This is a genomic window from uncultured Chitinophaga sp. (genome assembly GCF_937874145.1).
Classification (GTDB): Bacteria; Bacteroidota; Bacteroidia; order Chitinophagales; family Chitinophagaceae; genus Chitinophaga.
This window is the reverse complement of record NZ_CALNBI010000249.1, coordinates 1-24,846: the sequence shown is the minus strand read 5'-3', so window position 1 is coordinate 24,846 and position 24,846 is coordinate 1. Positions and strand designations below refer to the sequence as shown.

Genomic DNA, 24,846 nt, shown 5'->3' with positions numbered 1-24,846 from the left:
AATCTGGGAAGAAGGGTACGAGAAAACGGCCGATCTGCTGACCAGCCTGCTCGACCACCAGCTCATCGGCCAGCACGATAACCGCTTCCGCTTCGCCGCCGCCGACAAGCCCGGCAACTACATCGATATCCTCTGCTCGCCCGACAGCCTCCGCGGCCTCAGCGGCGGCGGCACCGTGCACCACATCGCCTTCGCCACGCCCGACCGGCAGGCGCAGACCGAGGTGCGCGGCAGGCTGATGGAGAAATCCTTCAATCCCACGCCCATCCTCGACCGCAATTATTTCACCTCGATTTATTTCCGGGAGCCGGGCGGCGTACTTTTCGAAATCGCCACTTCCGGACCGGGCTTCGCTGTCGACGAAGCGGCGGACCATCTCGGCGAGGAGCTGAAACTGCCGCAGCAGTACGAGCCCATGCGCGCCGAACTGCTGGCGTCGCTGCCGAAAGTATCCGTCCAGCTTGATCATTTCCGTTAAACCGTTTCGTAACTTCCGGGTATGCATACAAAGAACATCATCACCTCCGGCACGCCGCTGAAGCAGGCTTCACGGGCGCTGATCCTGGTACACGGGCGCGGCGGGTCCGCCGAAGACATCCTGACGCTGGCGCCCATGCTGGCCGTGGGCGATTATGCGCTGCTGGCGCCACAGGCCACCGGCAACACCTGGTATCCGCATTCGTTCCTGATGCCGCAGGAAGACAATGAGCCCTGGCTCTCCGGCGCCATCGATGTGCTGGCGGCTACCGTGCAGGAGATCGTGGATGCGGGGATCACGCACGACCGGATCTACTTCACCGGCTTCTCGCAGGGAGCCTGCCTCACGCTGGAGTTCGCGGCGCGGCATGCCGTCCGCTACGGTGGTATCGCCGCTTTCACCGGCGGGCTTATCGGCGATCATGTGCACCGGTCTAATTATACAGGCGATTTTGCACAGACGCCCGTTTTCATCGGCAGCAGCGATCCGGATATGCATGTGCCCGTCAAACGCGTGCGGGAAACGGAGGCGGTATACGCCGATCTGAATGCAGCCATCCACATCAAAATCTATCCCAACATGGGGCATACGATATCCGGCGACGAGATCAACATCGTCAACGAGAAAATATTCGGCAAAATGTAACGAAGCTTATGAGGAATGAAGAAGCCTGTCTGGTCAGACAGGCTTCTTCTATTTGCGGCGATACTATTCAGCTAATAGCAGCGGTAAGATTTCCGGGATGGCGATCACCGAACGGAGATTGTCGTGTTCCACGTTGTGGTCGATTTTTTCGTACGCCCAGGTGGTGTGATAGGGGATGTGGATGGCGTGGCCGCCAATGGCAAGCACGGGCAGCACGTCCGATTTGAGGGAATTGCCGATCATGAGGAAGTTTTCGGGCTGGCAGTCGAGATGGCGGAGGAGTTTGTTATAATCCTTTTCCCCTTTCTCGCTCATGATTTCGATGTGGTGGAAGTAGTGGTTGAGGCCCGATTTGAGGAGTTTGCGCTCCTGGTCGAGCAGGTCGCCTTTTGTGGCCACCACGAGGCGGTAACGCCCTTTCAGCGCCTGGAGCACGTCTTCTACGCCTTCCAGCAGCTCCACGGGTTTGGCCAGGAGCTCTTTGCCGTATTCGAGGGCTTTATGGAGGATTTCCGGGTTGGCGGTATTGTTGGAGACGCGGAGGATGGTTTCGATCATGCAGAGCATGAAGGCTTTGACGCCGTAACCATACAGCGGCAGGTTCTGCATTTCGGTGCGGAACAATTCCTGGGAAACGGTGTGGTGGGGGAGGTAATCTTCGAGGAGGGCGCAGCATTTCTGTTCGGTTTCCTGGAAGTAGGGCTCGTTGACCCACAGTGTATCGTCGGCGTCGAATGCGATCGTAGTGATATTCGTCATAGTGATGCCAAAGTTAGGGTTTCCCTGTTACATCATCACCGCGGAAAGCGCCAGCACGGCGAGGAATGCGGTAACGCCCATGAGCAACGTAGCCACGGAATAGACTTTCAGCATGGGCTGCATGTCGAGCCCGGAGAACTTGCTGATCACCCAGAAGTAGGCGTCGTTGGCATGGGAGATGGCCATGCTGCCCGCGCCCAGTGCCAGCAGGCAGAGCAACCGGCCCTCCTCGCTGTCGAGCCCCAGCCGTGGCATGAGCTGCCCCACGATCGCGGCGGCGGTGATGATGGCCACGGTGGAGGAGCCCTGGGCGGTTTTCAGCAATACGGCCAGCAGGAAGGGGAAAAACAGGCCCAGCTGCGCGAGGGGCAAGGCTTCCGATAAATGGGTGCCCAGGTCGGTGGTGGCGAGTATAGCCCCGAAAGCGCCGCCGGCGCCGATGATCACGAGAATGCCCCCAGCTTTCTCCGACGCTTCGAGCATGAGGCGGCTCACTTCAGCCTTCTTCCATCCCGTACCCGTGTATAATGCCAGCAACACGCCGGCCGATAAAGCGACCACCGGGTCGCCGAGGATTTGCAGGATGCCGGAACCGTGCTGCATTTTGGTAAATGCCCCCAGCGCGATGAGCGCGATGGGTACGATAATGGGCAGGAACGCTTTCCAGGCGGGCGTGGCGGGCAGGGCTTCGTCTTCATGCGCGTCGTGCTGCACGGGGCCGGCCACACGTTTCCCCATCCAGGAGGCCCACCAGCAGCCTGCGATGGCCGCCGGGATGGCCACGGCGGTGCCAATGAGGATGAGCCGCCCGATATCCGCCCCGATGGTTCCCGCCGCGGCGGTTGCGCCGGGGTGGGGAGGGATGAGGCAATGCACGGCGTACAGGCCCGATGCCAGTGAAACGGACATCACCAGCAAAGGCTTTCCGCTTCTGCCGGCAACAGAACGGTTTAGCCCGCTCAATACGATATAACCACTGTCGCAGAAGATGGGCAGCCCCACGATGAAACCCGTGATCCCCATGGCCGTGGCGGCCCTTTTCTCACCTACCAGCTTCAGGATCGCGGCCGCCATCACGCGCGTGGCGCCGGTATGCTCCAGGATCACGCCGAGCATGGTGCCCAGCACGATGATGAAGCCCAGGCTCTGCATGATATGCCCGAAGCCTTCTTTCATAACAGTAATGATTTTCGGGAACGGCAGTTCCACCCCGAGCCCTACGGCGAAGCAGGCGAGGAATAACGCGAAAAACGCATGGACGCGGAATTTTACCGTCAGCAATACGATCAGGCCGATACCTGCCGCCAGCGACAGCAGTACCTGGATGAAGGAAGCAGTCATGTCACAATATAAACATTCTCCGCTCCCCCTGTACCCCTTAAATCAGATCGAATGCCTGCGCGAATTGCGTGATGTCGTAGCTGGAATGCGCTTTCAGCTTGTTTTTGATGTTGCGGCGATGCGTCGTCACCGTTTTCTCGGAGATATTCAGCTCGATGGCCATTTCCGCGGAATTGCGGCCGAGGCCCATCAGCGTCAGCACCTCGCGCTCGCGCTGCGTCAGCTCCGCGAAGATGTGCTTGTTGGCGCGCAGGAATGTGTTTTCCTTCAGCAGCCGGTTCACTTTCGAGTTGATGTAATGCGCCTGCTCCACGGGCAGCGCGAAGGTGATGCAATGCGTGGGAATGCCTTCGGCGTTGCGGAAGAAGATGCGCGTGGCGCCGAGGTACCATTGCCAGGGATCCTCCGGCGTTGGCCTTACCTGGTGGAAAAACGATACGAAGTCCCGCTCGCGGTTTTCCTGGATCAGCTGCATGATGCGGGGCACGTAATCGTCCATCTCCGCCGGGTTGAAAAACCGGTGGAAATAGGCGACCCCCATATCTTTCAGCGCCTGGAGATCCGTACGCAGCAGGCGTTGGCCCCATGGAGACATATACTCCACGGATTGCGTGAGGATGTTGTGTATGATGACGACAGCCGGGAGGTCTTCGCTGACCAGCTCTAATTGTGCGATCTTGGTTGACAGTTCCGTGTCCTTAATAGGTGGGATGCTCATGTACCGGCAAGATACACAGAAAGCTAGACGTGCAAAATACCTTCCATAACGATGGTGGAGGCCCCGCTCACCCAGATCCCCGCGCCGGTGACGCGGAATCGCAGTATGGAGGGTTGCTGCAGCTTCACGCCCTGCAAAACGGCATATTCCTTCTCCTTATGGATATACCCCTTCTGGAAGAGATACCCGCCCAGCGGGCCTGCCGCCGATCCGGTGGCCGCATCTTCGCCGCCGCCGGGGAGGAAGAAGCGCGCCTGCGCGATCTGCGGCGTGTCCTTGTTGGTCATCGTAAAGCAATAACACCCCTGGAAACCGTAGCCGGTGGCGATGTTCTGCAGGGCACTCCCGGCCTGGGCGGCGCGGTTGAGCGCGTCGATATTGCGGAGCGGTACCATGAGGTGCGGCACGTCGGTAGTAACAACCGTAGGCTGCCAGTCGTACAGCTTCACGTCTTCCGGCGCGAGGTGCAGTGCCGCGGCGATATCTTCAGCCGGAACGGTATTGCCGGTACGCGCCGGCTGCTGCAGCATGCCGATGAAGGGAAGGTCGCTGCTGTTGGTTTCGATGCTGAGCTGCACGCGCTTGTCTTTCATGATCACCGTTGGCCCGCCTTCCTGGACGCGGAACACGTTCATGTCTTTCAGCACCGCCAGGCTTACCGCACCCAGCAGGTTATGGCCCGCGCCGCTGATCTCGCGGCCCTGGCGGGTAAACGAGCGGACGTGCAGCGCCTTGTCTTCTTTCGAATAATGCATGAAAGAAGTTTCCACATATCCGAATTCACGGGAAATCTGTTGGTAGAGAGAAGTCTCCAGCGCTTTGCCGGTTACGACCACGGGTAAGGGATTGCCTTTAAAACGTTCGTTGGTAAAAACATCGAGAACATAATAGGGCATGGTGTTCTGTTCGGATTTCATAGCATTCTCACTAAGGATTCTATCTTACAATTGGCCGATAAATGTACGATGTTTTTATGCAAAGCGTGCGGAAAAATCATTTACGCGAGCGATAACAACTTGTTGCGTACCAACAGGCAGGCGCCGGTAACGCCGGCCTTTTCGCCGAGGGTGGAGAGCACCAGCTGCATATCGTTGTTGACAAGCGGGAGGGAATATTTGTTAATGGCGGATTTGATGGGAAGACGGATGATATCGCCCGTGGCGCTTATGCTGCCGCCGAGGATCACCAGCTCGGGATTGAACAGGTTGATGAGCATGGCGATGCCCTTGCCGAGTTTTTCCCCGATGGCGCCGATGAGCTCGATGGAAAGGATGTCGCCCTTGAGGGCAGCCGCGATGATATCGTCGAGCAGTACCTGACCGGTTTGCGGATCGGGCTGTACGATGGTGGTGACCCCTTCGCCGAGCTTCTCCATGAAATGCCGGATGAGCGCCTGGCCGGAGGCTTCCGTTTCCAGGCATCCTTTTTTGCCGCAATGGCACATCCGCTCGTTATTGAAAATGGGCATGTGGCCGAACTCGCCGGCGAACCCGGATTTACCGTGATACAGCTGTCCGTTCGCCAGGATGCCGAGGCCGATGCCGTGGTCGAGGTTGATGAAAAGCGCGTTCTTTTCCTGGCGGAGCGCACCGCTGCTGAACTCGCCGAAGGCCATGGCGCGGGAGTCGTTTTCCAGGAAGGTGCGGACGCCGGTCCTGGTTTCAAATACCTGGCTGAGGGGCGTTTCGCTGAAGTTGAAGAAATTGTGGCTGTAACCGGTCGCATACTGGATGCGCCCGGAGATGTTTACGCCCATACCCATGACCTTATCGCGGCGTACGGGCAGCTCTTCCAGGAAGCGTGTGATGATATCGCAGAGCATGTCCAGCGAATCCGGGGTGTTTTGCAACTGGAAAGGGATTTTCTCCGTCATCTTCACCAGGTTGCGCTTGAAATCGAGCAGGCCGATGTTGACGTGGAATTTCTTCACTTCCACCCCCACGAAAAATCCCGCATCGGGCGCGATGCCGTAAATGTTGGGCTTGCGGCCGCCGGTGCTGTCGATCTTGCCGTAATCGCTCACCAGCCCCTCGCGCTGCAGATCGCTCAGCAAGTGGGTGACCTTGGGCGTGGAAGCATTCAGCTCGCGCGAAAGGTCAGCGATAGTGGAGTTGTCATGTTGGGTAAACCAGGCCAGGATCTTCTTCTTCAAATGCACATTCTTCCACGCGACCCCGCCCAGGTCCGCCCTGTTCAGTTCATCGAAAAAAGTAGGGTGACCCATATCGTTGTGGGTAGTTTTAAGTGGACCTCAGTAAATAGGCCGTCAAGATACAAAGCAATCGTTTTTAAAAAAAAATAAAATGAGTCCCGCTTGTTCCTGCATTCAATGCAACTTTCACAGAGCAGGTAAAGAAATTGGAAATTCCGGCCGTCTCCGCTGATAATTATTGATATTGAATGTTTTGTGATTGAAAATCCTAAAACAACAGTTTTGCAAAACTACTGACATGCTCCTGCCATCCATCAATGATCCTATAAGGTAATTCCGTATTGGCAAGAGTTTGAAGGTGTTTTATTGAAGGATGAGTAAAGATGATAGAATGGATCGATGATGGATTGCCCGATTTTGGAAGAGAGAAAAACAGCATACTCCAGACAGCATTGTAAAAAAAATTAAAAAGTTATTGCAGTTGGAGGGAAAATATTGTTATTTAGGCGTCTTATCCGTTATGATGAACAAATTCCACCAACTTCTTGTCCTGTTGCTGATTCCCGTTTTGGCGCAGGCGCAGCAGCAAACCGATCTCCTCATTGTAGGAGGCGGCGCCAGCGGCACCATGGCCGGCATCCAGGCGGCCCGCATGGGCGTGAAAACCCTCATCGTCGAAGAAACGCCGTGGCTGGGCGGCATGCTCACCAGCGCCGGCGTAGCCGCCATAGACGGTAACCATCGCATGCCATCGGGGCTCTGGGGCGAATTCAGGCAGAAAATCTACGGTTATTACGGCGGCCCGGATAAAGTATCTACCGGGTGGGTCAGCAATACCCTCTTCGAGCCCAGTACCGGCAACGCCCTGCTCCGCCAGATGGCTGCCGGGGAACCGAACCTGCAGATCCGCTTCAATACAGCATTTGCCGCCATCCGCAAAAACAGCGGCGGGTGGACCGTCACCGTACGCGAAGGGAAAAAGTCCCGGGACATCACCGCCCGCCTCGTGATCGACGCTACCGAACTGGGCGACGTCATGGCCGCCGCGGGTGCGAAATACAGCATCGGGATGGATGACCGCGCAGTTACCGGCGAAGCCCTCGCGCCGCCGGCCGCCAACGATATTATTCAAGACCTCACGTACGTAGTGGTGTTGAAAGACTATGGCAAAGGGGCCGACAAAACCATCCCCCGGCCGGCGGGCTACGATCCCGCGCCCTTCCGCCAATGCTGCGACATCGCCGACCCCGCGTCGTTCGATTCGCCCAAAAGCAACTGCAACATGATGATGCAGTACGGCCGACTGCCCAATGGCAAATACATGATCAACTGGCCCAAACACGGCAACGATTATTACCTCAACATCATCGAAAAAACGCCGGCCGAACGCGCCGAAGCTCTCAAAGCCGCAAAACTCCACACCTTGCGCTTCGTATACTACCTGCAAACGGAACTGGGCTTCAAGCACCTGGGCATCGCCGGCGACGAGTTTCCCACGGCGGACAAATTGCCGATGATCCCTTACCACCGCGAATCGAGGCGGGTGAAAGGGAAGGCCCTCTTCACGGCGAACCATGTGTCGAAACCCTACGACCAGGCGCAGCCGCTATACCGTACAGGCGTTGCCGTGGGCGATTATACCATCGACCATCACCACGATAAAAACCCGGACGCACCAAAGATAGATTTCGTGAAGATGCGCGTGCCGTCCTACAACATTCCGCTGGGCTCGCTCATTCCCGAAGGCGTGAGCGGATTGATCGTGGCGGAAAAAAGCATCGGCGTCACCAATATCGTGAACGGCGCCACGCGGCTGCAGCCCGTGGTAATGGGGATCGGTCAGGCTGCCGGCGCCCTCGCCGCCGTGGCCCTCCGCAACGGCACGGAACCCGAAGCCACGGATGTGCGCGCCGTGCAGCAGGCGCTGCTCGATAGCAAAGCGTACATCATGCCCTTCATTGACGTTCCGGCGGGCAGTCCGCATTTTGCCGCCATCCAGCGGACAGGCGCGGCAGGAGTGCTCCGTGGCAGCGGGGTACCGTACCAGTGGGCCAACCAAACCTGGTTTTACCCGGATCGCGAAGTATCGGGGTATGAACTGGTGGAGGGCTTGCGGCCGTACTTCCCGGCGTTGCGCACGCACTGGGGCGCTACCGGGGACCCGCTCACGGTGGCCGCACTGCTGGAAATATTCAGCAAAGCGGGAGTATCCGTATCTATGGAAGAGATCTCCGGCAACTGGCGCGGTCTCGCCCTGCCGGGAGCCCCCGCGCCGGGGACCGTACTGAACCGCGGCAGCGCGGCGGTGCTGACGGATCACTTCCTCCGGCCTTTCCATTTTAAAATAAACCTGAACGGCGAAATTCAACAATAAGCAAACCGAAAACATGATACAAAATCTCATGCTCGCCGCCGGCCTCCTGGCCACTACCGGCGCAAGGGCGCAGCAGATCGACAGCTCCTATGTCAACGATTATTACAACGGCCGCATGGCGCTTTTCGCCACTTTCCCCGAACAGCGGGGCGCCATCGTGATGCTGGGCAACAGTATCACGGAGCGCGGCGCATGGCCGGAGTTGCTGCCGGGCAAAAAGATCGCTAACCGCGGGATCGGCGGCGACAATACTTTCGGCGTGCTGGCGCGCCTGGATGGCGTCATCGCCATGCGCCCTTCCAAAATATTCCTGCTGATCGGCATCAACGACCTTGGGCGCGGCCTGCCGGAAAACGTGATCCTGGCCAATTACCGCCGCATCCTGGAAAGCTTGACGAGGGCGCTGCCGAAATCAAAAATTTACGTGGAAAGCGTATTGCCCATGCATGAAAGCAAACTGCCTGCGTACCTGCAGAACAAAGCGGGGAAAATAACATCCCTCAATACCGGGATCGCCGTGCTGGCAAAAGAATTCAACCTGCCTTTCCTCAACCTCCACGAATGGGCGGCGGATAACAGCGGCCAGCTGAAAGCGGAATTCACCGGGGACGGTATCCATCTTACCCCCATTGCATACGCCGCCTGGGTGAAATGGCTGCAGGGAAAGAAAGTGTTGTAACGGATTGCGGAAAACGCGCACATTCTTTACATTTGAAAGATGAGATTACTTTGTCTGCTGCTGCTTTGCAGCATTGGCGCCAGCGCCCAAAGCCGCATCGACTACGCGGTGAAAGACCAGGATACCTTGTACATGCTGCATTTCGCACCGCAGGGAACGGCGAACGGGATGACCGTCATGCACGTCCACGGAGGCGGATTCTCCGGCGGCTCGCCCGATAGCGACCGCGCTTTCGCGGAAGGCCTGCAGGCGAGGGGATATAACGTGTTTTCCATCTCCTACCGCCTTTTCCTCAAAGGCAGCGACTTTGGTTGCGGAACGGCTACGCCCGTCAAACTGAAAGCCATCGCTACCGCCGTGGAAGACGTGGCCGACGCGGCGCGTTTCCTGCTCGAAAAAGGGAAGGCCCTGCAGGTGGATACATCGAAACTTTATCTTTCCGGCAGCAGCGCCGGCGCGGAAGCGATCCTGCACCTGCTGTACAATCCTTTCGCCGCATCTGACCGCCAGCGCTACGATTATTTCAAACAGCAACGCTTCAAAGGCGCGCTGGTATTCGCCGGCGGCCTGGTGGACATCAACCCGGTGGATAAACATACCTGGGTGCCTACGCTTTTCATGCACGGCACCACCGACGAGCTCGTGCCCTACGGCACCGCTGCGCACCGTTTTTGCCGTGCCGACCAGCCGGGTTGGATGATCATGTTCGGGGACAAGTCGATTTACGAAAAAGGCAAGCGCATGCAGAAACCCGGCCTGTTGTATACTTACGTGGGCCGCGGGCACGAAGTAAGCGGTTACATGAACCGGGAAGTCCCGAAGATCGACCAGTTCCTCCAGCAGGTCAACTCCGGGAAGAAGATGACTGCCCAGGAGATCATTGTGCCGAAAGGGAAATAAACAATAGGGAATAAAACGAAAAATCCAGGCGTTTTGCGGCGCCTGGATTTTTTTATGGGAGGAAAGATGGCGGATCAGCGTTCTTTCAGCTTGTTCAGGTTGATCTTGAAGGTTTGGCCTACCGGGAGGCTTTCGTCGAGGATCACCACGTGGCGGGGGCCCCATTCTTCCACTTTGTCGGTAGCGATGATGTAGGATTTATGGATGCGGACGAAGCAGCTGGGGGGAAGGAGTTTCTCCATTTCGGCCGTGGTGGCGTTGACGATCAGGCATTTGTTTTCGAGGTATACCTTCACGTAGTTGCCCATGCTTTGGACGTAGTAGATCTCGGCGGGGTCCACGGTGGTTTGGGTGCTGCCGGTTTTGAGTACCAGCGGCTCTACGGCGGGTTTTTCCACGGGGGCTTCCTGCTGGAGGATCTTATTGACGGCCTTCAGGAAGCGGGGAAAAGAGATGGGTTTGAGGATGTAATCCACCACATCGTACTCGTAGCTTTCGAGGGCGAACTCGCTGTAGGCGGTGGTGAGGATGATCTTGGGGCGTGTGGGGCCGAGGGTTTTGAGCAGGTCGAGCCCGCTCAGTTCGGGCATGTTGATGTCCAGGAAAACGACGTCCACCTTCTCGCGATGGAGGAAGTTGGCGGTTTCCATGGCATTGTAACAATGGCCCACCACCTGCAGGGCCTGTACTTTTTCGATATGCGCTTCCAGTACGTAGTGCGCTCCGGGTTCGTCATCTACGATCAGGCAACGGAGTGTTTGCATGGCGGTCGAGAGTTAGTTGCAATTCTGTATAATAAATGTTGTTTTCTTCATACGAGATCAGCGTGTGGCGCTTGGCGTAGGCGAGGGCCAGCCGCTGCCGCACGTTGTTCAGTCCAACGCCGGTCGAAGATACGGATTGTTTGTTGGAAGGCACGGTGTTGCGGATTTTCAGCAGCAGCGTTTCTCCCTTGATTTCCAGCTCCACTTTGATATACGAGGCCGACATGCTGGAGGGCGCGTATTTGAATGCGTTCTCCACGAAAGCGATGAGGATGAGCGGGGTAATGAGGAGGTCTTTTTCATGGCCTTTCTTCTTGAACGTCACCTGGCAGCGCTGCCGCACGCGGGCGCGTTCGAGGTGGACGTAGTTGCGGATGAACTGCAGCTCGTCTTCCAGCGGCACCAGCTGCTTGCGGGAGCTTTCCAGCTGGTAGCGCATCAGTTCGCTGATGCTCAGGATCAGTTCGGGCGTTTTATTCGGATAGCGGAGGCTGACGCCGTAGAGGTTGTTGAGGGTGTTGAAGAAGAAGTGCGGGTTGAGCTGGCTTTGCAGGTACTGCAATTCCTTTTCCTTGAGCAGCAACGAGTTGCGAAGTTCTGAGGTTTGAAACGTAGCTCCCCTGTACAAAAACCACATGCCCACCCCGATGAGCAGGCAGGACGCAGCGAACACCAGGTCGCCCAGCCAGAATATCTCGATATCCGTCCGGAATACGTATACGCGCAGGGTGTAGGTGACGGCGGTCACCAGCGCCAGCCATGCCACGACGGTCCAGATGTACTGCCAGTACTGGTTTTTCTGGATCAGCAGGCGAAGCATATACTTATTATGCACCACGCACATGGCGTAAATGAAAGCCAGGGAAACGTTCTGGTAGATGAACAACTGCATGTTATTCCCAGGATTCTGCATATTCACAAGCGTGTTCACCACCATCAGCACGATGAGGAACAGCAGGTTGACCACCAGCCCATTCTGGAAAAAGTTTCTGAATGTCATACAGGCGGCAATTTAATACGAACCATCCGTATTCCGCACCCGCTTTCTGATGTCTTGCATTCGTCATTTCCCCCAACGCGTTGATCAATCGGCGCTTGCGGGTGTCCCGGCTTCGGCGCACCTTTGCACCGTTATATAACGCCGCCATGTAAACCTGACTATTTGTTTGTTGATCGCAACTCCAAACGGGCCGGCCCGGCTGCTGACGAAGCGGCTGCGCCGGCCCTGTTTTTTCAGGCCTGTCCTGACGAAGATCAGCCGCCGGCAATCCCTTCCGGGTCTTATCTTTATATCACCACATGGAAGCATCTTTCACCATCATCGGCGGCGGCATCGCCGGGCTTACGGCGGCCATCGCCCTGCGCCGCCAGGGTATCGACCCGCTGATTTTCGAAGCTGCGCCGGAGCTGCATCCGGTTGGCGCCGGGCTGGGGCTGGCGGCCAATGCCATCCGCGCCCTGGCGCTGCTGGGCGTCGAAAAGGAGATCCTCGCAAAAGGGCGATTCCTGGAAGGCATGGCGTTCAGGACGGAGAAGGACGCGCTGCTCATCCGCATGCAAACCGAAGCCATCACGCAGAGGGTGGGGCAGGATAATTTCTGCATTCACCGGGCCGACCTGCACGAAGCGCTGCTGCAACACCTCGACCGTTCCCGCATTTTCACAGGCAAGGCGCTGGAATCACTAAAGCAAGAAGGCCCGCGGCTGCGGCTCCGTTTCCATGACGGGAGCGAACGCCTGACGGATTTCCTGGTAGGAGCCGACGGTATCCATTCGGCCGTACGCCGCGAGGTGCTGCCGGACGTGCAGCCCCGTTATGCCGGGTATACCTGCTGGCGTTGTATAGTGCCGGGCGCCCTGCCCGGAGGGCGGCAGGAAGTGGAAGAGATCCTGGGCCCGGCGGGCCGCTTCGGGATTGTGCCCCTCGCAGGCAACCGCACGTACTGGTTCGCCTGCGTGAACGCGCCCCGCCGCGACCCCCGGATGCAAGCGGCGGACACGGCCGCGCTGGCGCAAATTTTCGCCGGTTACCCCGCGCGGGTGCTGGATTTGCTGGAGGCCAGCAAAGGGCAGCCGCTCATTTGGGGAGATATCACCGACCTGCCGGTGGGGCACCGCTATGACCATGGGAATATCGTCCTCATCGGCGACGCGGCCCATGCCACCACGCCCAATATGGGGCAGGGGGCCTGCCAGGCCATCGAGGACGCGGTGATCCTGGCAGCTGAAATCGGCCGCCACCGTAGTGATCCGGCGGAGGCGTTCCGGCGGTTTACGGACCGGCGGCTGGAACGGACGCGCATGGTGGTACGGCGCTCCCGGATGATGGGCGAAATGGCGCAATGGCAGCACCCGGCGCTGAGGGCGTTGCGGAATACGCTCTTCAGGCTCACCCCGCAGGCGGTTTTCCGCCGGCAGCTGGAAGCGCTGTATAATGTGGACCTGAACTAGCCGTTTTAGATTTTTTCGAAAAAATGGCGGAATGGTTTGAAATCTGAAATTAGTTCCTACCTTTGCACACGACTTCAATACTCATGAACATTACCGTACATACACATCATCACCATACTTGCCAGACCGGTAAGCAGGGGATGCTGTAGTTGTACTGACAGATATTCACCATCGAAAGGCTTACCGGATGCGGTAGGCCTTTTTTGTTTCAAACCGGAATCAAACATGAAACTGCGAATTGCCATTCAGAAATCAGGGCGCCTGCACGAAGACTCTATCAAACTGCTGAAAGAATGCGGGATAGACATCAACAACGGCGTGAACAAACTCAAGACAGAGGCTACGAATTTCCCGCTGGAAGTGTTCTTCCTGCGCGACGACGATATTCCGCAGTACGTGGAAGACGGCGTGGCCGACCTGGGGATCGTGGGTGAGAACGTAGTGCTGGAAAAAGGGTATCCCCTCGAAACCGTGGAAAAGCTGGGCTTCGGGAAATGCCGCCTGGCCATAGCCGTACCCAAATCCATGGCCTATAATTCCGTGCAGGACCTGCATGGCAAGCGCATCGCCACCAGCTACCCGGTGATCGTGAAAGATTTTCTGAAGAACGCAGGCATCGAAGCGGAGATCCACGAGATCAGCGGCTCCGTGGAAATCGCGCCGGGCATCGGGTTGGCCGAAGCCATCTGCGACCTCGTGAGCAGCGGTTCCACCCTGTTCATGAACGGCCTCAAGGAAGTTGAAAACGTGCTCCGCTCCGAAGCCGTGCTGGTAGCCAACAGCAAGCTCACCGAAGAGCAGAAGCAACTGCTGCGCAAGCTCGTGTTCCGTATCCAGGCGGTGAAGAAGGCCAAGAATACCAAATATGTACTCCTGAACGCGCCCAACGACAAGCTCCCCGAAATCATCGGGCTGCTCCCGGGCATGAAGAGCCCCACCGTACTGCCCCTCGCCGAAGCAGGATGGAGCTCCGTTCACTCCGTACTCAACGAGAACGATTTCTGGGATATCATCGAAAGCCTCAAAGCCGCCGGCGCGCAGGGCATCCTGGTTGTCCCCATCGAAAAAATGGTCATCTAAAACCCTCCGCCATGCAAATCATCCGATACCCGGAAAAAAATACCTGGAACACGCTGCTGCAAAGGCCCGTGCTGGACAACTCCCAGCTGGAAGCGACCGTTTCGGCCGTGCTGGCAGATGTGAAGAAGTATGGAGACGAAGCCCTTCGCCGCTATACCCTCCAGTTCGATAAAGTGCCCCTCACCAGCATCCCCGTGCCTGCGGAAGCTTTCGAGATCGCGGATAAGCTCCTGGGTGAGGACCTCAAAAACGCCATCCGCACGGCCGCCGCCAATATCGAAGCCTTCCACCGCGCGCAGGTAGAAGACGTCACCGTCATCGAAACCATGCCCGGCGTACAATGCTGGCGCAAGCCGGTAGGCATCGAGAAGGTTGGATTGTATATCCCCGGCGGCACCGCGCCTTTGTTCTCCACCATCCTCATGCTCGCCATCCCCGCACGGCTGGCGGGTTGCAGCGAAATCGTGCTGTGCACCCCTCCGGGGAAAGACGGCAATATCCACCCCGCCGTGCTCTGGGCCGCTAAATTCACCGGCATCAGCCAGGTGTTCTCCATCGGCGGCGTGCAGGCCATCGGCGCCATGGCCTACGGAACAGAAACTGTTCCCAAAGTCTATAAGATCTTCGGGCCCGGCAATCAGTACGTGACCTGCGCCAAGCAACTCGTTAACGCCGCCGGCACCGCCATCGACATGCCCGCAGGCCCTTCGGAAGTGGCCGTTTTCGCAGACGACGCCTGCGTACCCGCCTTCGTAGCGGCCGACCTGCTTTCGCAGGCCGAGCACGGGGCCGACAGCCAGGTGCTGCTCGTGACCACCTCCGAAGCCGTGATCACCGCCGTGGAAGCGGAAGTGCTCGCGCAGCTGGAAAAGCTTCCCCGCAGGGAGTTTGCCGCCAAAGCGCTGGAAAACAGCAAGCTAGTGCTCGTAAGCGACCGCGACGAAGCCATGGACATGCTCAACGACTATGCTCCCGAGCACCTGATCATGGCCTGCGAAAACGATGAAGCCCTTGCCACGAGGGTCGTGAACGCAGGCTCCGTATTCCTGGGCAATTATTCCCCGGAAAGCGCCGGCGATTATGCTTCAGGCACCAATCATACCCTGCCCACCAATGGCTACGCCACGGCGTACAGCGGTGTGAGTGTGGACAGCTTCGTGAAAAAGATCACCTTCCAGCGGCTGTCGCGCGAGGGGTTGCAAACCATCGCCCCGGCCATCGAGGCCATGGCGGAAGCGGAGGGGCTGGATGCGCATAAACAGGCCGTTTCCATCCGCGTCCGGTATATTCAAAACGATTCATCTCTCAAGTAATACATCATGTTCGACCTGAACTCACTTTTAAGAGACAATATCAAACGGCTCACGCCGTATTCCTCCGCCCGCGACGAATTCAAAGGAGAAGCCTCCGTGTTCCTCGACGCCAACGAGAACAGTTTCGGTTCCCCGCTTCCCGTGAACTATCATCGCTATCCCGATCCGCTGCAATGGAAGGTGAAATACCGCCTGGCGGAGATCAAGGGCGTGCCGCCGCAGAATATTTTCCTTGGCAACGGGTCCGACGAAGCGATCGATATCCTTTACCGCGCGTTCTGCCGGCCGGGGATCGATAACGTGATCCTTTGTCCGCCGACATACGGCATGTACGAAGTATCCGCCAACATCAACGATATCACCATCCGCAAAGCTTCCCTCACCGAAGATTTCCAGCTGGATCTGGAAGCCATCGAATCGGCGATAGACGAGAACACGAAGCTGATCTTCATCTGTTCCCCTAACAATCCCACCGCCAATGCGATCGACAAGGAAGCGATCGAGATGGTGCTGAATAATTTCGACGGGATTGTAGTGGTGGATGAAGCGTATATCAATTTCAGCCGTCACAAATCCTTTATCCAGGAACTGACCGAATACCCGAACCTGGTAATCCTGCAAACGTTGTCGAAGGCCTGGGGCCTGGCGGCGCTGCGCATGGGGATGGCGTTTGCCAGCGAGGATATCATCAATATCTTCAACAAGATCAAGCCGCCGTACAATATCAACCAGGCATCGCAGGAGCTGGCGCTGGAAGCGTTGAACAATGTGGAGCAGGTGAATGGCTGGATTAAAGAAACGGTGGCGGAAAGGGAGAAGCTGGTGGAAGCATTGGTGAAGCTGCCAATCGTGGAGAAAGTTTACCCCAGCGATGCGAATTTCGTGCTGGTGAAAACGACCGATGCCCGGGGGATTTACAATATCCTCACCAGCCAGGGCATCATTGTGCGCGACCGTTCCAAAGTGGAGCTTTGCGCCGGCAGCCTCCGCATCACCATCGGCACGCCCGAAGAAAACGTCACTTTATTACAGGCCCTTCAAAATATCGCCCAATAAATGAAACGCGTATTATTCATCGACCGCGACGGCACCATGATCCTGGAACAGCCGCCTACCTATCAGATCGACAGCCTAGAGAAGGTGGTGTTTTACCCGAAAGTTTTCAAATACCTGGGCAAGATCGCCGCGGAACTGGATTACGAGCTGGTGCTCGTGTCTAACCAGGACGGTATGGGAACCAGCAGCTTTCCCGAAGAAACTTTCCATCCCGCGCATAACCACATCATTAACACCTTCGCCGGCGAAGGCATTGAGTTTGTGCGGGAGCATATCGACAAGAGCTTCCCGGCGGATAACCTTCCCACCCGTAAGCCGGGCATCGGGATGTTGCAGCAGTACTTCACCCCGGAATACGACCTGGCCAATTCGTTCGTAATCGGCGACCGGATTACCGATGTGAAGCTGGCGCAGAACCTCGGCGCAAAGGCCATCTGGCTGAACCAGGACGCAACTTTGGGTGCGGCGGAAGTAGGAGAAGGGAGTGATCTGAAAGACGTGGTGGCCCTCGAAACTACCGACTGGGCGAAGATCTACGAATTCCTCAAGATCGGGCTCCGCACGGTAAGCCACACCCGGACCACCAAGGAAACCGACATCCACATCGAGCTGAACCTCGACGGCACCGGCAAGGCGGACATCCACACCGGACTGGGCTTCTTCGACCATATGCTCGACCAGATCGCCCGGCACGGCAGCATCGACATGGTGGTGCGCGCGAAAGGCGACCTCCACATCGACGAGCACCACACCATCGAAGATACCGGGATCGCGCTGGGAGAGGCGTTTGCCATGGCCCTGGCCGATAAGAAAGGGATGGAGCGCTACGGTTTCTGCCTGCCGATGGACGATTGCCTGGCGCAGGCCGCCATCGACTTCGGGGGGCGCAACTGGATCGTTTGGGATGCGGAATTCAAACGGGAGAAGATCGGGGAGATGCCCACGGAAATGTTCTTCCACTTCTTCAAATCCTTCACCGACGGTTCGCGCAGCAACCTGAATATCAAGGCGGAAGGAGAAAATGAGCACCACAAGATCGAAGCGATTTTCAAGGCGTTCGCCAAGGCCATCAAGATGGCGGTGAAACGGAACCCCGATAACATGCAGCTTCCCAGCACCAAAGGCGTCCTTTAAAAATGGTCAAAATAAAATTTGCATTTTTCCGGAAAACACTTCATCTTTGCCTTCATCATGCAAATGAACAACACATACAAACTTTGGTGGCACGCAATGGATCTCTCCGCTGTGTAGCAGTGCCATGTTTGTATTTAAGATACTGAAAAGAAGGCTCGCTGTACACAGCGGGCCTTCTTCGTTTTTGGCCGCATCCGATTAAATAATCTCGAATGAAAAAAATTCAGGTAAAAACACAATCCAGGCAAATGCTGGCGGACGTATTCACGCCGGTCAGCATCTACCTCCGAATCCGCGACAAGTTCCCCGGCTCCATCCTTCTGGAGAGTACAGATTCCAATGCCGGCGACAACAGCTATTCCTTTATCGGCATCAAACCCATTGCGGGTATTGAAGTCACTTCCACGGACGTTTTCGAGTTCAAATACCCCGGCCAGCCCGTGGAGCGGAAAAAGCTCAGCGGCCGCAGCGAGGTGCTCCGCGAAATGGATGCTTTCCTGAAAAGCTTCGAGTTTTCGGATGAAGCGAACGGCCTTCCCTTCAACAAAGGTCTTTACGGTTACAGCACCTACGATTCCGTGCAGTTCTTCGAAAAGATCGCCTTCCAGAAACGCCCCGCCGCAGGCAATACCATCCCCCTCATGCGGTACCGCTTCTACCAGTACGTGATCGCCATCAACCATTTTAAAGATGAAATGACACTGATCGAAAACCTGGTGGACGGGCAGGATTCCGAAATCGATTTCGTGGAATCCATCATCCGGAACAAAGACGTACCCACTTACGGGTTTGCGGCAAAAGGGGATGAAACCTCGAACCAGACCGACGAACAGTATATGGAAATGGTCGAAAAAGGCCGCCAGCACTGCTTCCGGGGCGACGTCTTCCAGATCGTGCTGTCCCGCGCCTTCCAGCGCAGCTTCACCGGCGACGAGTTCAACGTGTACCGCGCGCTCCGTTCCATCAATCCTTCCCCCTACCTCTTTTACTTCGATTACGGCGATTATAAACTGATGGGCTCTTCTCCGGAAGCGCAGCTCATCATCAAAGACCGCAAAGCGGTGATCCACCCCATCGCCGGCACTTTCCGCCGCACGGGCAACGACGAGCAGGACGCCAAACTGGCCGCCGAGCTCCTCGAAGACCCCAAGGAAAACGCCGAGCATGTGATGCTGGTAGACCTCGCCCGCAACGATCTGAGCCGCCACGCCGCCGATGTGGAAGTGGAAACTTACCGCCAGATCAAATACTATTCCCACGTGATCCACCTCGTGAGCGAAGTGACGGGCAAGCTACCGGAAAACTCGTCGCCCTTCGATATCCTGGCCGCTACTTTCCCGGCGGGTACTTTGTCGGGCGCGCCGAAATACAAGGCGATGGAACTGATCGATTCCTACGAGCCCACCGCAAGGGGCTTCTACGGCGGATGCGTCGGCTTCGTGGGCTTCAACGGCGATTTCAACCACGCCATCATGATCCGCTCCATGCTCAGCCGCAACAATACGCTGTATTACCAGGCCGGCGCAGGCGTAGTGGCCAAATCAGTGGCCAGCTCCGAGCTGCAGGAAGTGAACAATAAACTCAACGCATTAAAACAGGCCATCATCAAGGCGCAAAATATCTGATCATGAACATCCTGGTTTTCGATAACTACGACTCCTTCACGTATAACCTGGTCCACCTGGTAGAAAAGATCATCGGCGGCAAAGTGACCGTTGTCCGCAACGACGAGATCGAGCTGGATAAAGTGGACGCATTCGACCGGATTATTCTGTCGCCCGGTCCCGGTATCCCTGAAGAAGCCGGCCTGTTGCTGCCCCTCATCCGCCGGTATGCGCCCACCAAATCCATCTTTGGCGTGTGCCTCGGCCAGCAGGCCATCGGAGAGGCTTTCGGGGCGAAGCTCAGCAATCTTGCCGAAGTATACCATGGCGTGGCTACGCCGGTAAATGTGATTTCCCGCAGCGGGCGCCTCTTCAGCCATCTTCCCGAAGAGCTGGAAGTAGGGCGTTACCATTCGTGGGTAGTGGATGAAAAAACGTTGCCGGCCGAGCTGGAAGTGACCGCCCGCGACGAGCATGGTTATATCATGGCGCTGCAGCATAAAGAATACGATGTGTGCGGCGTGCAGTTCCACCCGGAAAGCGTGCTGACGCCGCAGGGCGAGCTGATCCTGCGCAACTGGCTGGGGCTTTGAAGAAAGGAATTGCCAATGTTTTTAAAAAATCATCCCGATGAAAAAGATACTCAACTACTTATTCGAACATAAAACCTTCAGCCGCGAAGGCGCCCGCGAAATACTCACCAATATTTCCAAAGGCATTTATAACGACAGCGAGCTGGCCGCCTTCATGACGGTTTTTCTGATGCGCAGCATCACCATCGACGAACTCCTGGGCTTCCGCGACGCGCTGCTCGACATGTGCGTGCCTGTTCAGCTGGAACAGGACGTCCTCGACATCGTGGGCACCGGCGGCGACGGCAAGAACACTTTCAACATCTCCACGCTCAGCTGCTTCATCGTGGCGGGCGCGGGCGGCAAGGTGGCCAAGCACGGCAACTACGGCGTTTCGTCGATCAGCGGGGCCTCCAATGTGATGGAGAACCTCGGTTACAAATTCAAAAGCGACGCTTCCAAACTGAAACAGGAAGTGGACGAAGCAGGGATTTGCTTCCTGCATGCGCCTTTGTTCCACCCCGCGTTAAAAAACGTGGCGGGCGTGAGAAGGCAACTGGGCGTGCGGACGTTCTTCAATATGCTCGGTCCGCTCGTGAACCCCGCTTTCGCACAGCACCAGCTGATCGGGGTGTATTCCCTGGAAATGGCGCGGGTATATAATTACCTGTTCCAACAGACGGATAAAAAGTTCGCGATCCTGCACAGCCTGGATGGTTACGATGAAATTTCCCTGACGGGCGATACGCGGATCATCACCAACAAAGGCGAACAGGATTGGACGCCGGAAGCCCTGGGCAAGCGCAAAGTAACCGCGAGCGATATTTACGGCGGCAATTCCACCGAAGAGGCGGCGAAGCTGTTCGTGAAGATCCTGAAAGGCGAAGGCAGCTGGGCGCAGCATTCCGTGGTAATGGCCAACGCCGCCATGGGACTGTTTTGCCTTGAGAAATATCCTACGTACGACGAGTGCTTCCAGGCGGCGGTAGCTTCGCTGGAATCGGGCGCGGCGTATCAATCTTTCCAAAAACTGATTTCACTTCAATGAAAAATATCCTCGACAAGATCGTAGCGCATAAGCATGGAGAAGTAGCGGAGCGGGAAAAAAGCAGGAGCGTGCAGGACCTGGAGCGCACGCCCATGTTCGCGCGGGAAGCGCTTTCGCTGAAAAGTTTCCTCACGATGCCCGGCAGGAACGGGATCATCGCGGAATTCAAGCGGCAATCGCCCTCCAAAGGCGTGATCAACGCCACCGCCACGGTTACCGGCGTGACCACAGCATATGCCCGCAACGGCGCTTCTGGGCTGAGCGTACTGACCGACACCGAGTTCTTCGGCGGGTCGATGGACGATCTGCAGCAGGCCCGCGCGGCCAATAACATCCCGGTGCTCCGGAAGGATTTCGTGATCGGGGAATACCAGATCGTGGAAGCCAAGGCGATCGGCGCGGATGTGATTTTGCTGATAGCGGAATGCCTGACGAAAGAAGAAGTGAAGCACCTCGCGCAGTTCGCGCATAACCTGGGGCTGGAAGTGCTGCTGGAAGTGCATACGGCCGACCAGCTGGATAAAATCACCCCGCACACGCACCTCGTAGGCATCAACAACCGTGACCTGAAAACGTTCCAGGTGGATATTTACCGCTCGATGGAACTGCTGAAACAGATACCCGACAGCTACCCCAAAGTAGCCGAGAGCGGGATGGATGATCCCAAAACCATCGTGCAGTTGCGCAACGCGGGTTTCAGCGGATTCCTCATCGGAGAGCATTTCATGAAATCGGAAGATCCCGCGCAGGCGTTCGCTTCATTTACCCGTCAACTCGCGGAATTATGAAAATAAAAGTCTGCGGGATCACGCGCACCGAAGACCTGGGCGCCCTGGCGGAGCTCGGGGCCGATTACGCAGGGTTCATCTTCTATCCCAAATCTCCCCGTTTCGCCGGCGACAAGCTTTCGGGCAGAGCGGTGCGGGAAACGGGGAAGGGAAAGCTGTTGAAGACGGGCGTTTTCGTACAGCCGGATATGCCCACGCTGCAGCGGACCATCGCGGATTACGGGCTGGATATGGTGCAGCTGTATGGCGATTTTGATGCGGCGTTCGTGGAGGAAGTGAAAATGAAAGTGACGGTGATGAAGGCCGTGTCGATTCCTGAGGGCGCAATGGCGCTGGAGGTCCCCGCCGGCGATTACGATTACCTGCTGTTCGATACCGCGGGGAAAGGCCATGGCGGCACCGGCCGGAAGTTCGACTGGAGCCTTTTCGAAGGATATGCCGGCAGCCAGCCGTACTTCCTGGCAGGAGGGATCGGGCCGGACGACGCGGAGGAGTTGCTGCGATGGCGGGAGCCGCACTTGTTTGCTGCGGATGTGAACAGTAAATTTGAAACCGCTCCCGGAGTGAAGGATATGCGCCTCGTGGAGGCATTCATCAAACAAATCAAAAAATAACAGTAACATGGATATTGCCATCAATACATCGCAATCCAGGTATCATGTCAACGAAAAGGGCTACTATGGCGACTTCGGAGGCGCATATATTCCTGAAATGCTTTACCCCAACGTGGAAGAGCTGCGGGAGAATTATCTGAACATCATGCGCGACCCTGCTTTCCAGCAGGAGTTCGAAAGCCTGCTCCGCGATTACGTGGGAAGGCCGTCGCCCTTGTATTTCGCGAGCCGTCTTTCTGAAAAATACAATTCGAAGATTTTCCTGAAACGGGAAGACCTGAACCACACGGGCGCCCACAAGATCAACAATACCATCGGCCAGATCCTGCTGGCCAAGCGACTCGGCAAGAAGCGCATCATTGCAGAAACCGGCGCCGGCCAGCACGGGGTGGCCACCGCTACCGTGTGCGCCCTCATGGGCCTGGAATGCATCGTGTACATGGGTAGCGTAGACATCCAGCGCCAGGCGCCCAACGTGGCCCGCATGAAAATGCTCGGGGCTACCGTAGTGCCCGCCACCAGCGGCTCCCAGACTTTGAAGGACGCCACCAACGAAGCCATCCGCGACTGGATCAACAATCCGGTGGACACGCATTACATCATCGGTTCCGTAGTAGGGCCGCATCCCTATCCGGATATGGTGGCGCGCTTCCAGTCGGTGATCAGTGAAGAAATCAAAAAGCAGCTGACGGAGAAAACCGGGAAAGCGCTGCCGGATTACGTGATCGCCTGCGTGGGCGGCGGTTCCAACGCGGCGGGGGCTTTCTTCCATTTTACGGACGATGAAAGCGTGCAGCTCGTAGCCGTGGAAGCGGCTGGCAAAGGGGTAGACAGCGGGTTTTCCGCCGCCACTTCCCAGCTCGGCAAGCCCGGTGTAATCCATGCCAGCAAAACGCTGCTCATGCAAACCGACGACGGCCAGATCGTGGAGCCGCATTCCATTTCAGCCGGGCTCGATTACCCCGGTGTAGGCCCTTTCCATGCGCACCTGTACGAAAGCGGCCGCGCCGTTTTTCTGAATGCTACGGATAATGAGGCGCTGGCTGCCGGCTACGAGCTGAGCCTGTTGGAAGGCATCATCCCCGCCCTCGAATCGGCGCACGCGCTGGCCAAGCTGAAAGACCTGCAGCTGAATCCCGAAGATGTAACCGTAGTGTGCCTCAGCGGCCGCGGCGACAAGGACCTGGAAACCTATATCAAACACCTGAAATAACGGCATATGAACCGCATCGACCAGCTTTTCAGCACCAAGCCGAAAGAAGTGCTCAATATATATTTCACCGCCGGGTTCCCGCAGCTCGGCGACACCCTCACTGTTTTGCAGGCGCTGCAAGACGGCGGGGCCGACATGGCGGAGATCGGCATGCCCTTCTCCGACCCCCTGGCCGACGGGCCCGTCATCCAGGACAGCAGCACCCGCGCCATCAAAAACGGGATGAAACTCGCCGTGCTCTTTGAGCAACTGAAAGGATTCCGTGAAAAGATCAGCATTCCCGTGGTGCTCATGGGGTACATCAATCCCGTGCTGCAGTACGGTGTGGAGAATTTCCTCCGCAGCTGCCAGGAAGTAGGCGTAGACGGGCTCATCCTGCCCGATCTGCCCATGGACGAATACGAAACGGAATACAAACCGCTGTTCGAAAAATACGGGCAACACCTGGTTTTCCTCGTTACGCCCGAAACCAGCGAAGCCCGCATCCGCAAGATCGATTCGCTGAGCCGGGGATTCGTGTACGCGGTGTCGTCGTCCTCCACAACGGGGAAAGACAAAGATATGCAGCTGCAGGCGTCCTATTTCGAGAAGTTGCAGTCGATGCAGCTCAAGAACCCCGTGCTGGTGGGCTTCGGCATCCGCGACAAGGCGACCTTCCAGCAGGCTTGCCGGTACAGCAACGGCGCGATTATCGGGAGCGCGTTTGTGAAAGCCATCGAAAACAGTGCTAACTTGCAGGATACCGTTCAGGCGTTTGTCCGCAACATCAAACAATAGAAATGAAAACTGCCATCCTGAAATACAATGCCGGCAATACACAGTCCGTGCTCTTCGCCCTCGAAAGGCTGGGAGCGGAGGCCGTGGTGACCGACGATCCGGAAGAGCTCCGCTCGGCCGATAAGGTGATTTTCCCCGGTGTGGGCGAGGCCAGCACCGCGATGAAATACCTCCGCGACCGCAAGCTGGACCAGGTGCTGAAAGACCTGCAGCAGCCCGTGCTGGGCATCTGCCTGGGGATGCAGCTGCTGTGCCGCCATTCCGAAGAAAACGATACGCCCTGCATCGGCGTGTTCGATCTGAACGTGAAGAAGTTCGAATCGCCGGCGGGCAACCTGCTGAAGATCCCGCAGATCGGCTGGAACAATATCACCGGCTTGCATTCC

Annotated in this window: 25 protein-coding genes; 18 read left to right on the top strand and 7 right to left on the bottom strand. The window is 57.0% G+C overall.

The annotated features are described in order from the left end of the window. Nucleotides 1-478, top strand: a 478-nt coding sequence (locus Q0510_RS12560) for a VOC family protein (RefSeq protein ID WP_298712037.1), incomplete at its 5' end; no start/stop codon positions are given. 21 nt (nt 479-499) lie between these two features. After that, nucleotides 500-1,123 (top strand): dienelactone hydrolase family protein, encoded by a 624-nt coding sequence (locus Q0510_RS12555; RefSeq protein ID WP_298712034.1) that lies wholly within the window; start codon nt 500-502, stop codon nt 1,121-1,123. Nucleotides 1,124-1,186: 63 nt separating this feature from the next. Here the strand turns inward: Q0510_RS12555 and Q0510_RS12550 are convergent, their stop codons facing one another. From Q0510_RS12550 to Q0510_RS12530, 5 genes are all read right to left on the bottom strand, one after another. Continuing rightward, the gene (locus tag Q0510_RS12550; protein ID WP_298712032.1) at nt 1,187-1,882 is read right to left on the bottom strand and encodes an HAD family hydrolase; all 696 of its coding nucleotides are present in this window, start codon (nt 1,880-1,882) and stop codon (nt 1,187-1,189) included. A gap of 27 nt (nt 1,883-1,909) precedes the next feature. Continuing rightward, nucleotides 1,910-3,223 carry a GntP family permease gene (locus tag Q0510_RS12545; protein ID WP_298712031.1) on the bottom strand — a complete coding sequence of 438 codons (1,314 nt, stop codon included), beginning with the start codon at nt 3,221-3,223 and terminating at the stop codon, nt 1,910-1,912. 37 nt (nt 3,224-3,260) lie between these two features. After that, nucleotides 3,261-3,941 carry a helix-turn-helix transcriptional regulator gene (locus Q0510_RS12540; RefSeq protein ID WP_298712029.1) on the bottom strand — a complete coding sequence of 227 codons (681 nt, stop codon included), beginning with the start codon at nt 3,939-3,941 and terminating at the stop codon, nt 3,261-3,263. A gap of 23 nt (nt 3,942-3,964) precedes the next feature. Further along, nucleotides 3,965-4,858 carry a PhzF family phenazine biosynthesis protein gene (locus tag Q0510_RS12535; RefSeq protein WP_298712026.1) on the bottom strand — a complete coding sequence of 298 codons (894 nt, stop codon included), beginning with the start codon at nt 4,856-4,858 and terminating at the stop codon, nt 3,965-3,967. Nucleotides 4,859-4,938: 80 nt separating this feature from the next. Next, nucleotides 4,939-6,165: an ROK family transcriptional regulator gene (locus tag Q0510_RS12530; protein ID WP_298712023.1), complete on the bottom strand. Its 1,227-nt coding sequence runs from the start codon at nt 6,163-6,165 to the stop codon at nt 4,939-4,941. Between the two features lie 448 nt (nt 6,166-6,613). Between Q0510_RS12530 and Q0510_RS12525 the strand changes: the two genes are divergently transcribed. From Q0510_RS12525 to Q0510_RS12515, 3 genes are read left to right on the top strand one after another with little or no spacing between them, the layout of a single operon-like run. Continuing rightward, nucleotides 6,614-8,467, top strand: coding sequence for an FAD-dependent oxidoreductase (locus Q0510_RS12525; RefSeq protein ID WP_298712020.1), 1,854 nt, complete (start codon nt 6,614-6,616; stop codon nt 8,465-8,467). Nucleotides 8,468-8,480: 13 nt separating this feature from the next. Further along, the gene (locus Q0510_RS12520) at nt 8,481-9,146 is read left to right on the top strand and encodes a GDSL-type esterase/lipase family protein (protein ID WP_298712015.1); all 666 of its coding nucleotides are present in this window, start codon (nt 8,481-8,483) and stop codon (nt 9,144-9,146) included. Between the two features lie 39 nt (nt 9,147-9,185). Next, on the top strand, nt 9,186-10,046 hold the full coding sequence (locus Q0510_RS12515; protein ID WP_298712012.1) for an alpha/beta hydrolase: 861 nt from the start codon (nt 9,186-9,188) through the stop codon (nt 10,044-10,046). A 74-nt stretch (nt 10,047-10,120) separates the two neighbouring features. Here the strand turns inward: Q0510_RS12515 and Q0510_RS12510 are convergent, their stop codons facing one another. Further along, complete coding sequence (locus Q0510_RS12510) at nt 10,121-10,810, bottom strand: LytTR family DNA-binding domain-containing protein (RefSeq protein WP_298712009.1); 690 nt, start codon at nt 10,808-10,810, stop codon at nt 10,121-10,123. Continuing rightward, complete coding sequence (locus tag Q0510_RS12505) at nt 10,779-11,810, bottom strand: histidine kinase (protein WP_298712007.1); 1,032 nt, start codon at nt 11,808-11,810, stop codon at nt 10,779-10,781. The genes Q0510_RS12510 and Q0510_RS12505 overlap by 32 nt, the downstream gene beginning before the upstream one ends. Nucleotides 11,811-12,109: 299 nt before the next feature. Between Q0510_RS12505 and Q0510_RS12500 the strand changes: the two genes are divergently transcribed. The 13 genes from Q0510_RS12500 to hisH form a co-directional block, all read left to right on the top strand. Further along, the gene (locus tag Q0510_RS12500) at nt 12,110-13,261 is read left to right on the top strand and encodes an FAD-dependent monooxygenase (RefSeq protein ID WP_298712004.1); all 1,152 of its coding nucleotides are present in this window, start codon (nt 12,110-12,112) and stop codon (nt 13,259-13,261) included. Between the two features lie 225 nt (nt 13,262-13,486). Then, entirely contained in the window at nt 13,487-14,341 is an 855-nt protein-coding gene (gene hisG, locus Q0510_RS12495; protein WP_298712001.1) for an ATP phosphoribosyltransferase, read from the top strand. Nucleotides 14,342-14,352: 11 nt separating this feature from the next. Further along, nucleotides 14,353-15,654 carry a histidinol dehydrogenase gene (gene hisD, locus Q0510_RS12490; protein WP_298711998.1) on the top strand — a complete coding sequence of 434 codons (1,302 nt, stop codon included), beginning with the start codon at nt 14,353-14,355 and terminating at the stop codon, nt 15,652-15,654. A 6-nt stretch (nt 15,655-15,660) separates the two neighbouring features. After that, entirely contained in the window at nt 15,661-16,710 is a 1,050-nt protein-coding gene (gene hisC / locus Q0510_RS12485) for a histidinol-phosphate transaminase (protein ID WP_298711996.1), read from the top strand. Continuing rightward, nucleotides 16,711-17,844 (top strand): bifunctional histidinol-phosphatase/imidazoleglycerol-phosphate dehydratase HisB, encoded by a 1,134-nt coding sequence (gene hisB / locus Q0510_RS12480; protein ID WP_298711994.1) that lies wholly within the window; start codon nt 16,711-16,713, stop codon nt 17,842-17,844. Nucleotides 17,845-18,056: 212 nt separating this feature from the next. Next, the gene (locus Q0510_RS12475) at nt 18,057-19,469 is read left to right on the top strand and encodes an anthranilate synthase component I family protein (protein WP_298711991.1); all 1,413 of its coding nucleotides are present in this window, start codon (nt 18,057-18,059) and stop codon (nt 19,467-19,469) included. A 2-nt stretch (nt 19,470-19,471) separates the two neighbouring features. Then, the gene (locus Q0510_RS12470; protein WP_298711988.1) at nt 19,472-20,041 is read left to right on the top strand and encodes an aminodeoxychorismate/anthranilate synthase component II; all 570 of its coding nucleotides are present in this window, start codon (nt 19,472-19,474) and stop codon (nt 20,039-20,041) included. A gap of 37 nt (nt 20,042-20,078) precedes the next feature. Further along, nucleotides 20,079-21,068 carry an anthranilate phosphoribosyltransferase gene (trpD, locus tag Q0510_RS12465; RefSeq protein ID WP_298711985.1) on the top strand — a complete coding sequence of 330 codons (990 nt, stop codon included), beginning with the start codon at nt 20,079-20,081 and terminating at the stop codon, nt 21,066-21,068. Continuing rightward, nucleotides 21,065-21,856 carry an indole-3-glycerol phosphate synthase TrpC gene (gene trpC / locus Q0510_RS12460; RefSeq protein ID WP_298711982.1) on the top strand — a complete coding sequence of 264 codons (792 nt, stop codon included), beginning with the start codon at nt 21,065-21,067 and terminating at the stop codon, nt 21,854-21,856. The genes trpD and trpC overlap by 4 nt, the downstream gene beginning before the upstream one ends. Continuing rightward, complete coding sequence (locus tag Q0510_RS12455) at nt 21,853-22,470, top strand: phosphoribosylanthranilate isomerase (RefSeq protein ID WP_298711980.1); 618 nt, start codon at nt 21,853-21,855, stop codon at nt 22,468-22,470. Before trpC ends, Q0510_RS12455 begins: the two co-directional genes overlap by 4 nt. Before the next feature lie 7 nt (nt 22,471-22,477). After that, nucleotides 22,478-23,683: a tryptophan synthase subunit beta gene (gene trpB / locus Q0510_RS12450; protein WP_298711977.1), complete on the top strand. Its 1,206-nt coding sequence runs from the start codon at nt 22,478-22,480 to the stop codon at nt 23,681-23,683. Between the two features lie 6 nt (nt 23,684-23,689). Next, on the top strand, nt 23,690-24,460 hold the full coding sequence (gene trpA, locus Q0510_RS12445) for a tryptophan synthase subunit alpha (protein WP_298711975.1): 771 nt from the start codon (nt 23,690-23,692) through the stop codon (nt 24,458-24,460). A gap of 2 nt (nt 24,461-24,462) precedes the next feature. Next, nucleotides 24,463-24,846, top strand: a 384-nt coding sequence (gene hisH, locus Q0510_RS12440) for an imidazole glycerol phosphate synthase subunit HisH (protein ID WP_298711973.1), incomplete at its 3' end; no start/stop codon positions are given.

Coding starts and splice junctions, on each gene's coding strand:
- Q0510_RS12555 (WP_298712034.1), top strand. CDS start 500: ATGCATACAAAGAACATCATCACCTCCGGCACGCCGCTGAAGCAGGCT.
- Q0510_RS12550 (WP_298712032.1), bottom strand. CDS start 1,882: ATGACGAATATCACTACGATCGCATTCGACGCCGACGATACACTGTGG.
- Q0510_RS12545 (WP_298712031.1), bottom strand. CDS start 3,223: ATGACTGCTTCCTTCATCCAGGTACTGCTGTCGCTGGCGGCAGGTATC.
- Q0510_RS12540 (WP_298712029.1), bottom strand. CDS start 3,941: ATGAGCATCCCACCTATTAAGGACACGGAACTGTCAACCAAGATCGCA.
- Q0510_RS12535 (WP_298712026.1), bottom strand. CDS start 4,858: ATGAAATCCGAACAGAACACCATGCCCTATTATGTTCTCGATGTTTTT.
- Q0510_RS12530 (WP_298712023.1), bottom strand. CDS start 6,165: ATGGGTCACCCTACTTTTTTCGATGAACTGAACAGGGCGGACCTGGGC.
- Q0510_RS12525 (WP_298712020.1), top strand. CDS start 6,614: ATGATGAACAAATTCCACCAACTTCTTGTCCTGTTGCTGATTCCCGTT.
- Q0510_RS12520 (WP_298712015.1), top strand. CDS start 8,481: ATGATACAAAATCTCATGCTCGCCGCCGGCCTCCTGGCCACTACCGGC.
- Q0510_RS12515 (WP_298712012.1), top strand. CDS start 9,186: ATGAGATTACTTTGTCTGCTGCTGCTTTGCAGCATTGGCGCCAGCGCC.
- Q0510_RS12510 (WP_298712009.1), bottom strand. CDS start 10,810: ATGCAAACACTCCGTTGCCTGATCGTAGATGACGAACCCGGAGCGCAC.
- Q0510_RS12505 (WP_298712007.1), bottom strand. CDS start 11,810: ATGACATTCAGAAACTTTTTCCAGAATGGGCTGGTGGTCAACCTGCTG.
- Q0510_RS12500 (WP_298712004.1), top strand. CDS start 12,110: ATGGAAGCATCTTTCACCATCATCGGCGGCGGCATCGCCGGGCTTACG.
- hisG (WP_298712001.1), top strand. CDS start 13,487: ATGAAACTGCGAATTGCCATTCAGAAATCAGGGCGCCTGCACGAAGAC.
- hisD (WP_298711998.1), top strand. CDS start 14,353: ATGCAAATCATCCGATACCCGGAAAAAAATACCTGGAACACGCTGCTG.
- hisC (WP_298711996.1), top strand. CDS start 15,661: ATGTTCGACCTGAACTCACTTTTAAGAGACAATATCAAACGGCTCACG.
- hisB (WP_298711994.1), top strand. CDS start 16,711: ATGAAACGCGTATTATTCATCGACCGCGACGGCACCATGATCCTGGAA.
- Q0510_RS12475 (WP_298711991.1), top strand. CDS start 18,057: ATGAAAAAAATTCAGGTAAAAACACAATCCAGGCAAATGCTGGCGGAC.
- Q0510_RS12470 (WP_298711988.1), top strand. CDS start 19,472: ATGAACATCCTGGTTTTCGATAACTACGACTCCTTCACGTATAACCTG.
- trpD (WP_298711985.1), top strand. CDS start 20,079: ATGAAAAAGATACTCAACTACTTATTCGAACATAAAACCTTCAGCCGC.
- trpC (WP_298711982.1), top strand. CDS start 21,065: ATGAAAAATATCCTCGACAAGATCGTAGCGCATAAGCATGGAGAAGTA.
- Q0510_RS12455 (WP_298711980.1), top strand. CDS start 21,853: ATGAAAATAAAAGTCTGCGGGATCACGCGCACCGAAGACCTGGGCGCC.
- trpB (WP_298711977.1), top strand. CDS start 22,478: ATGGATATTGCCATCAATACATCGCAATCCAGGTATCATGTCAACGAA.
- trpA (WP_298711975.1), top strand. CDS start 23,690: ATGAACCGCATCGACCAGCTTTTCAGCACCAAGCCGAAAGAAGTGCTC.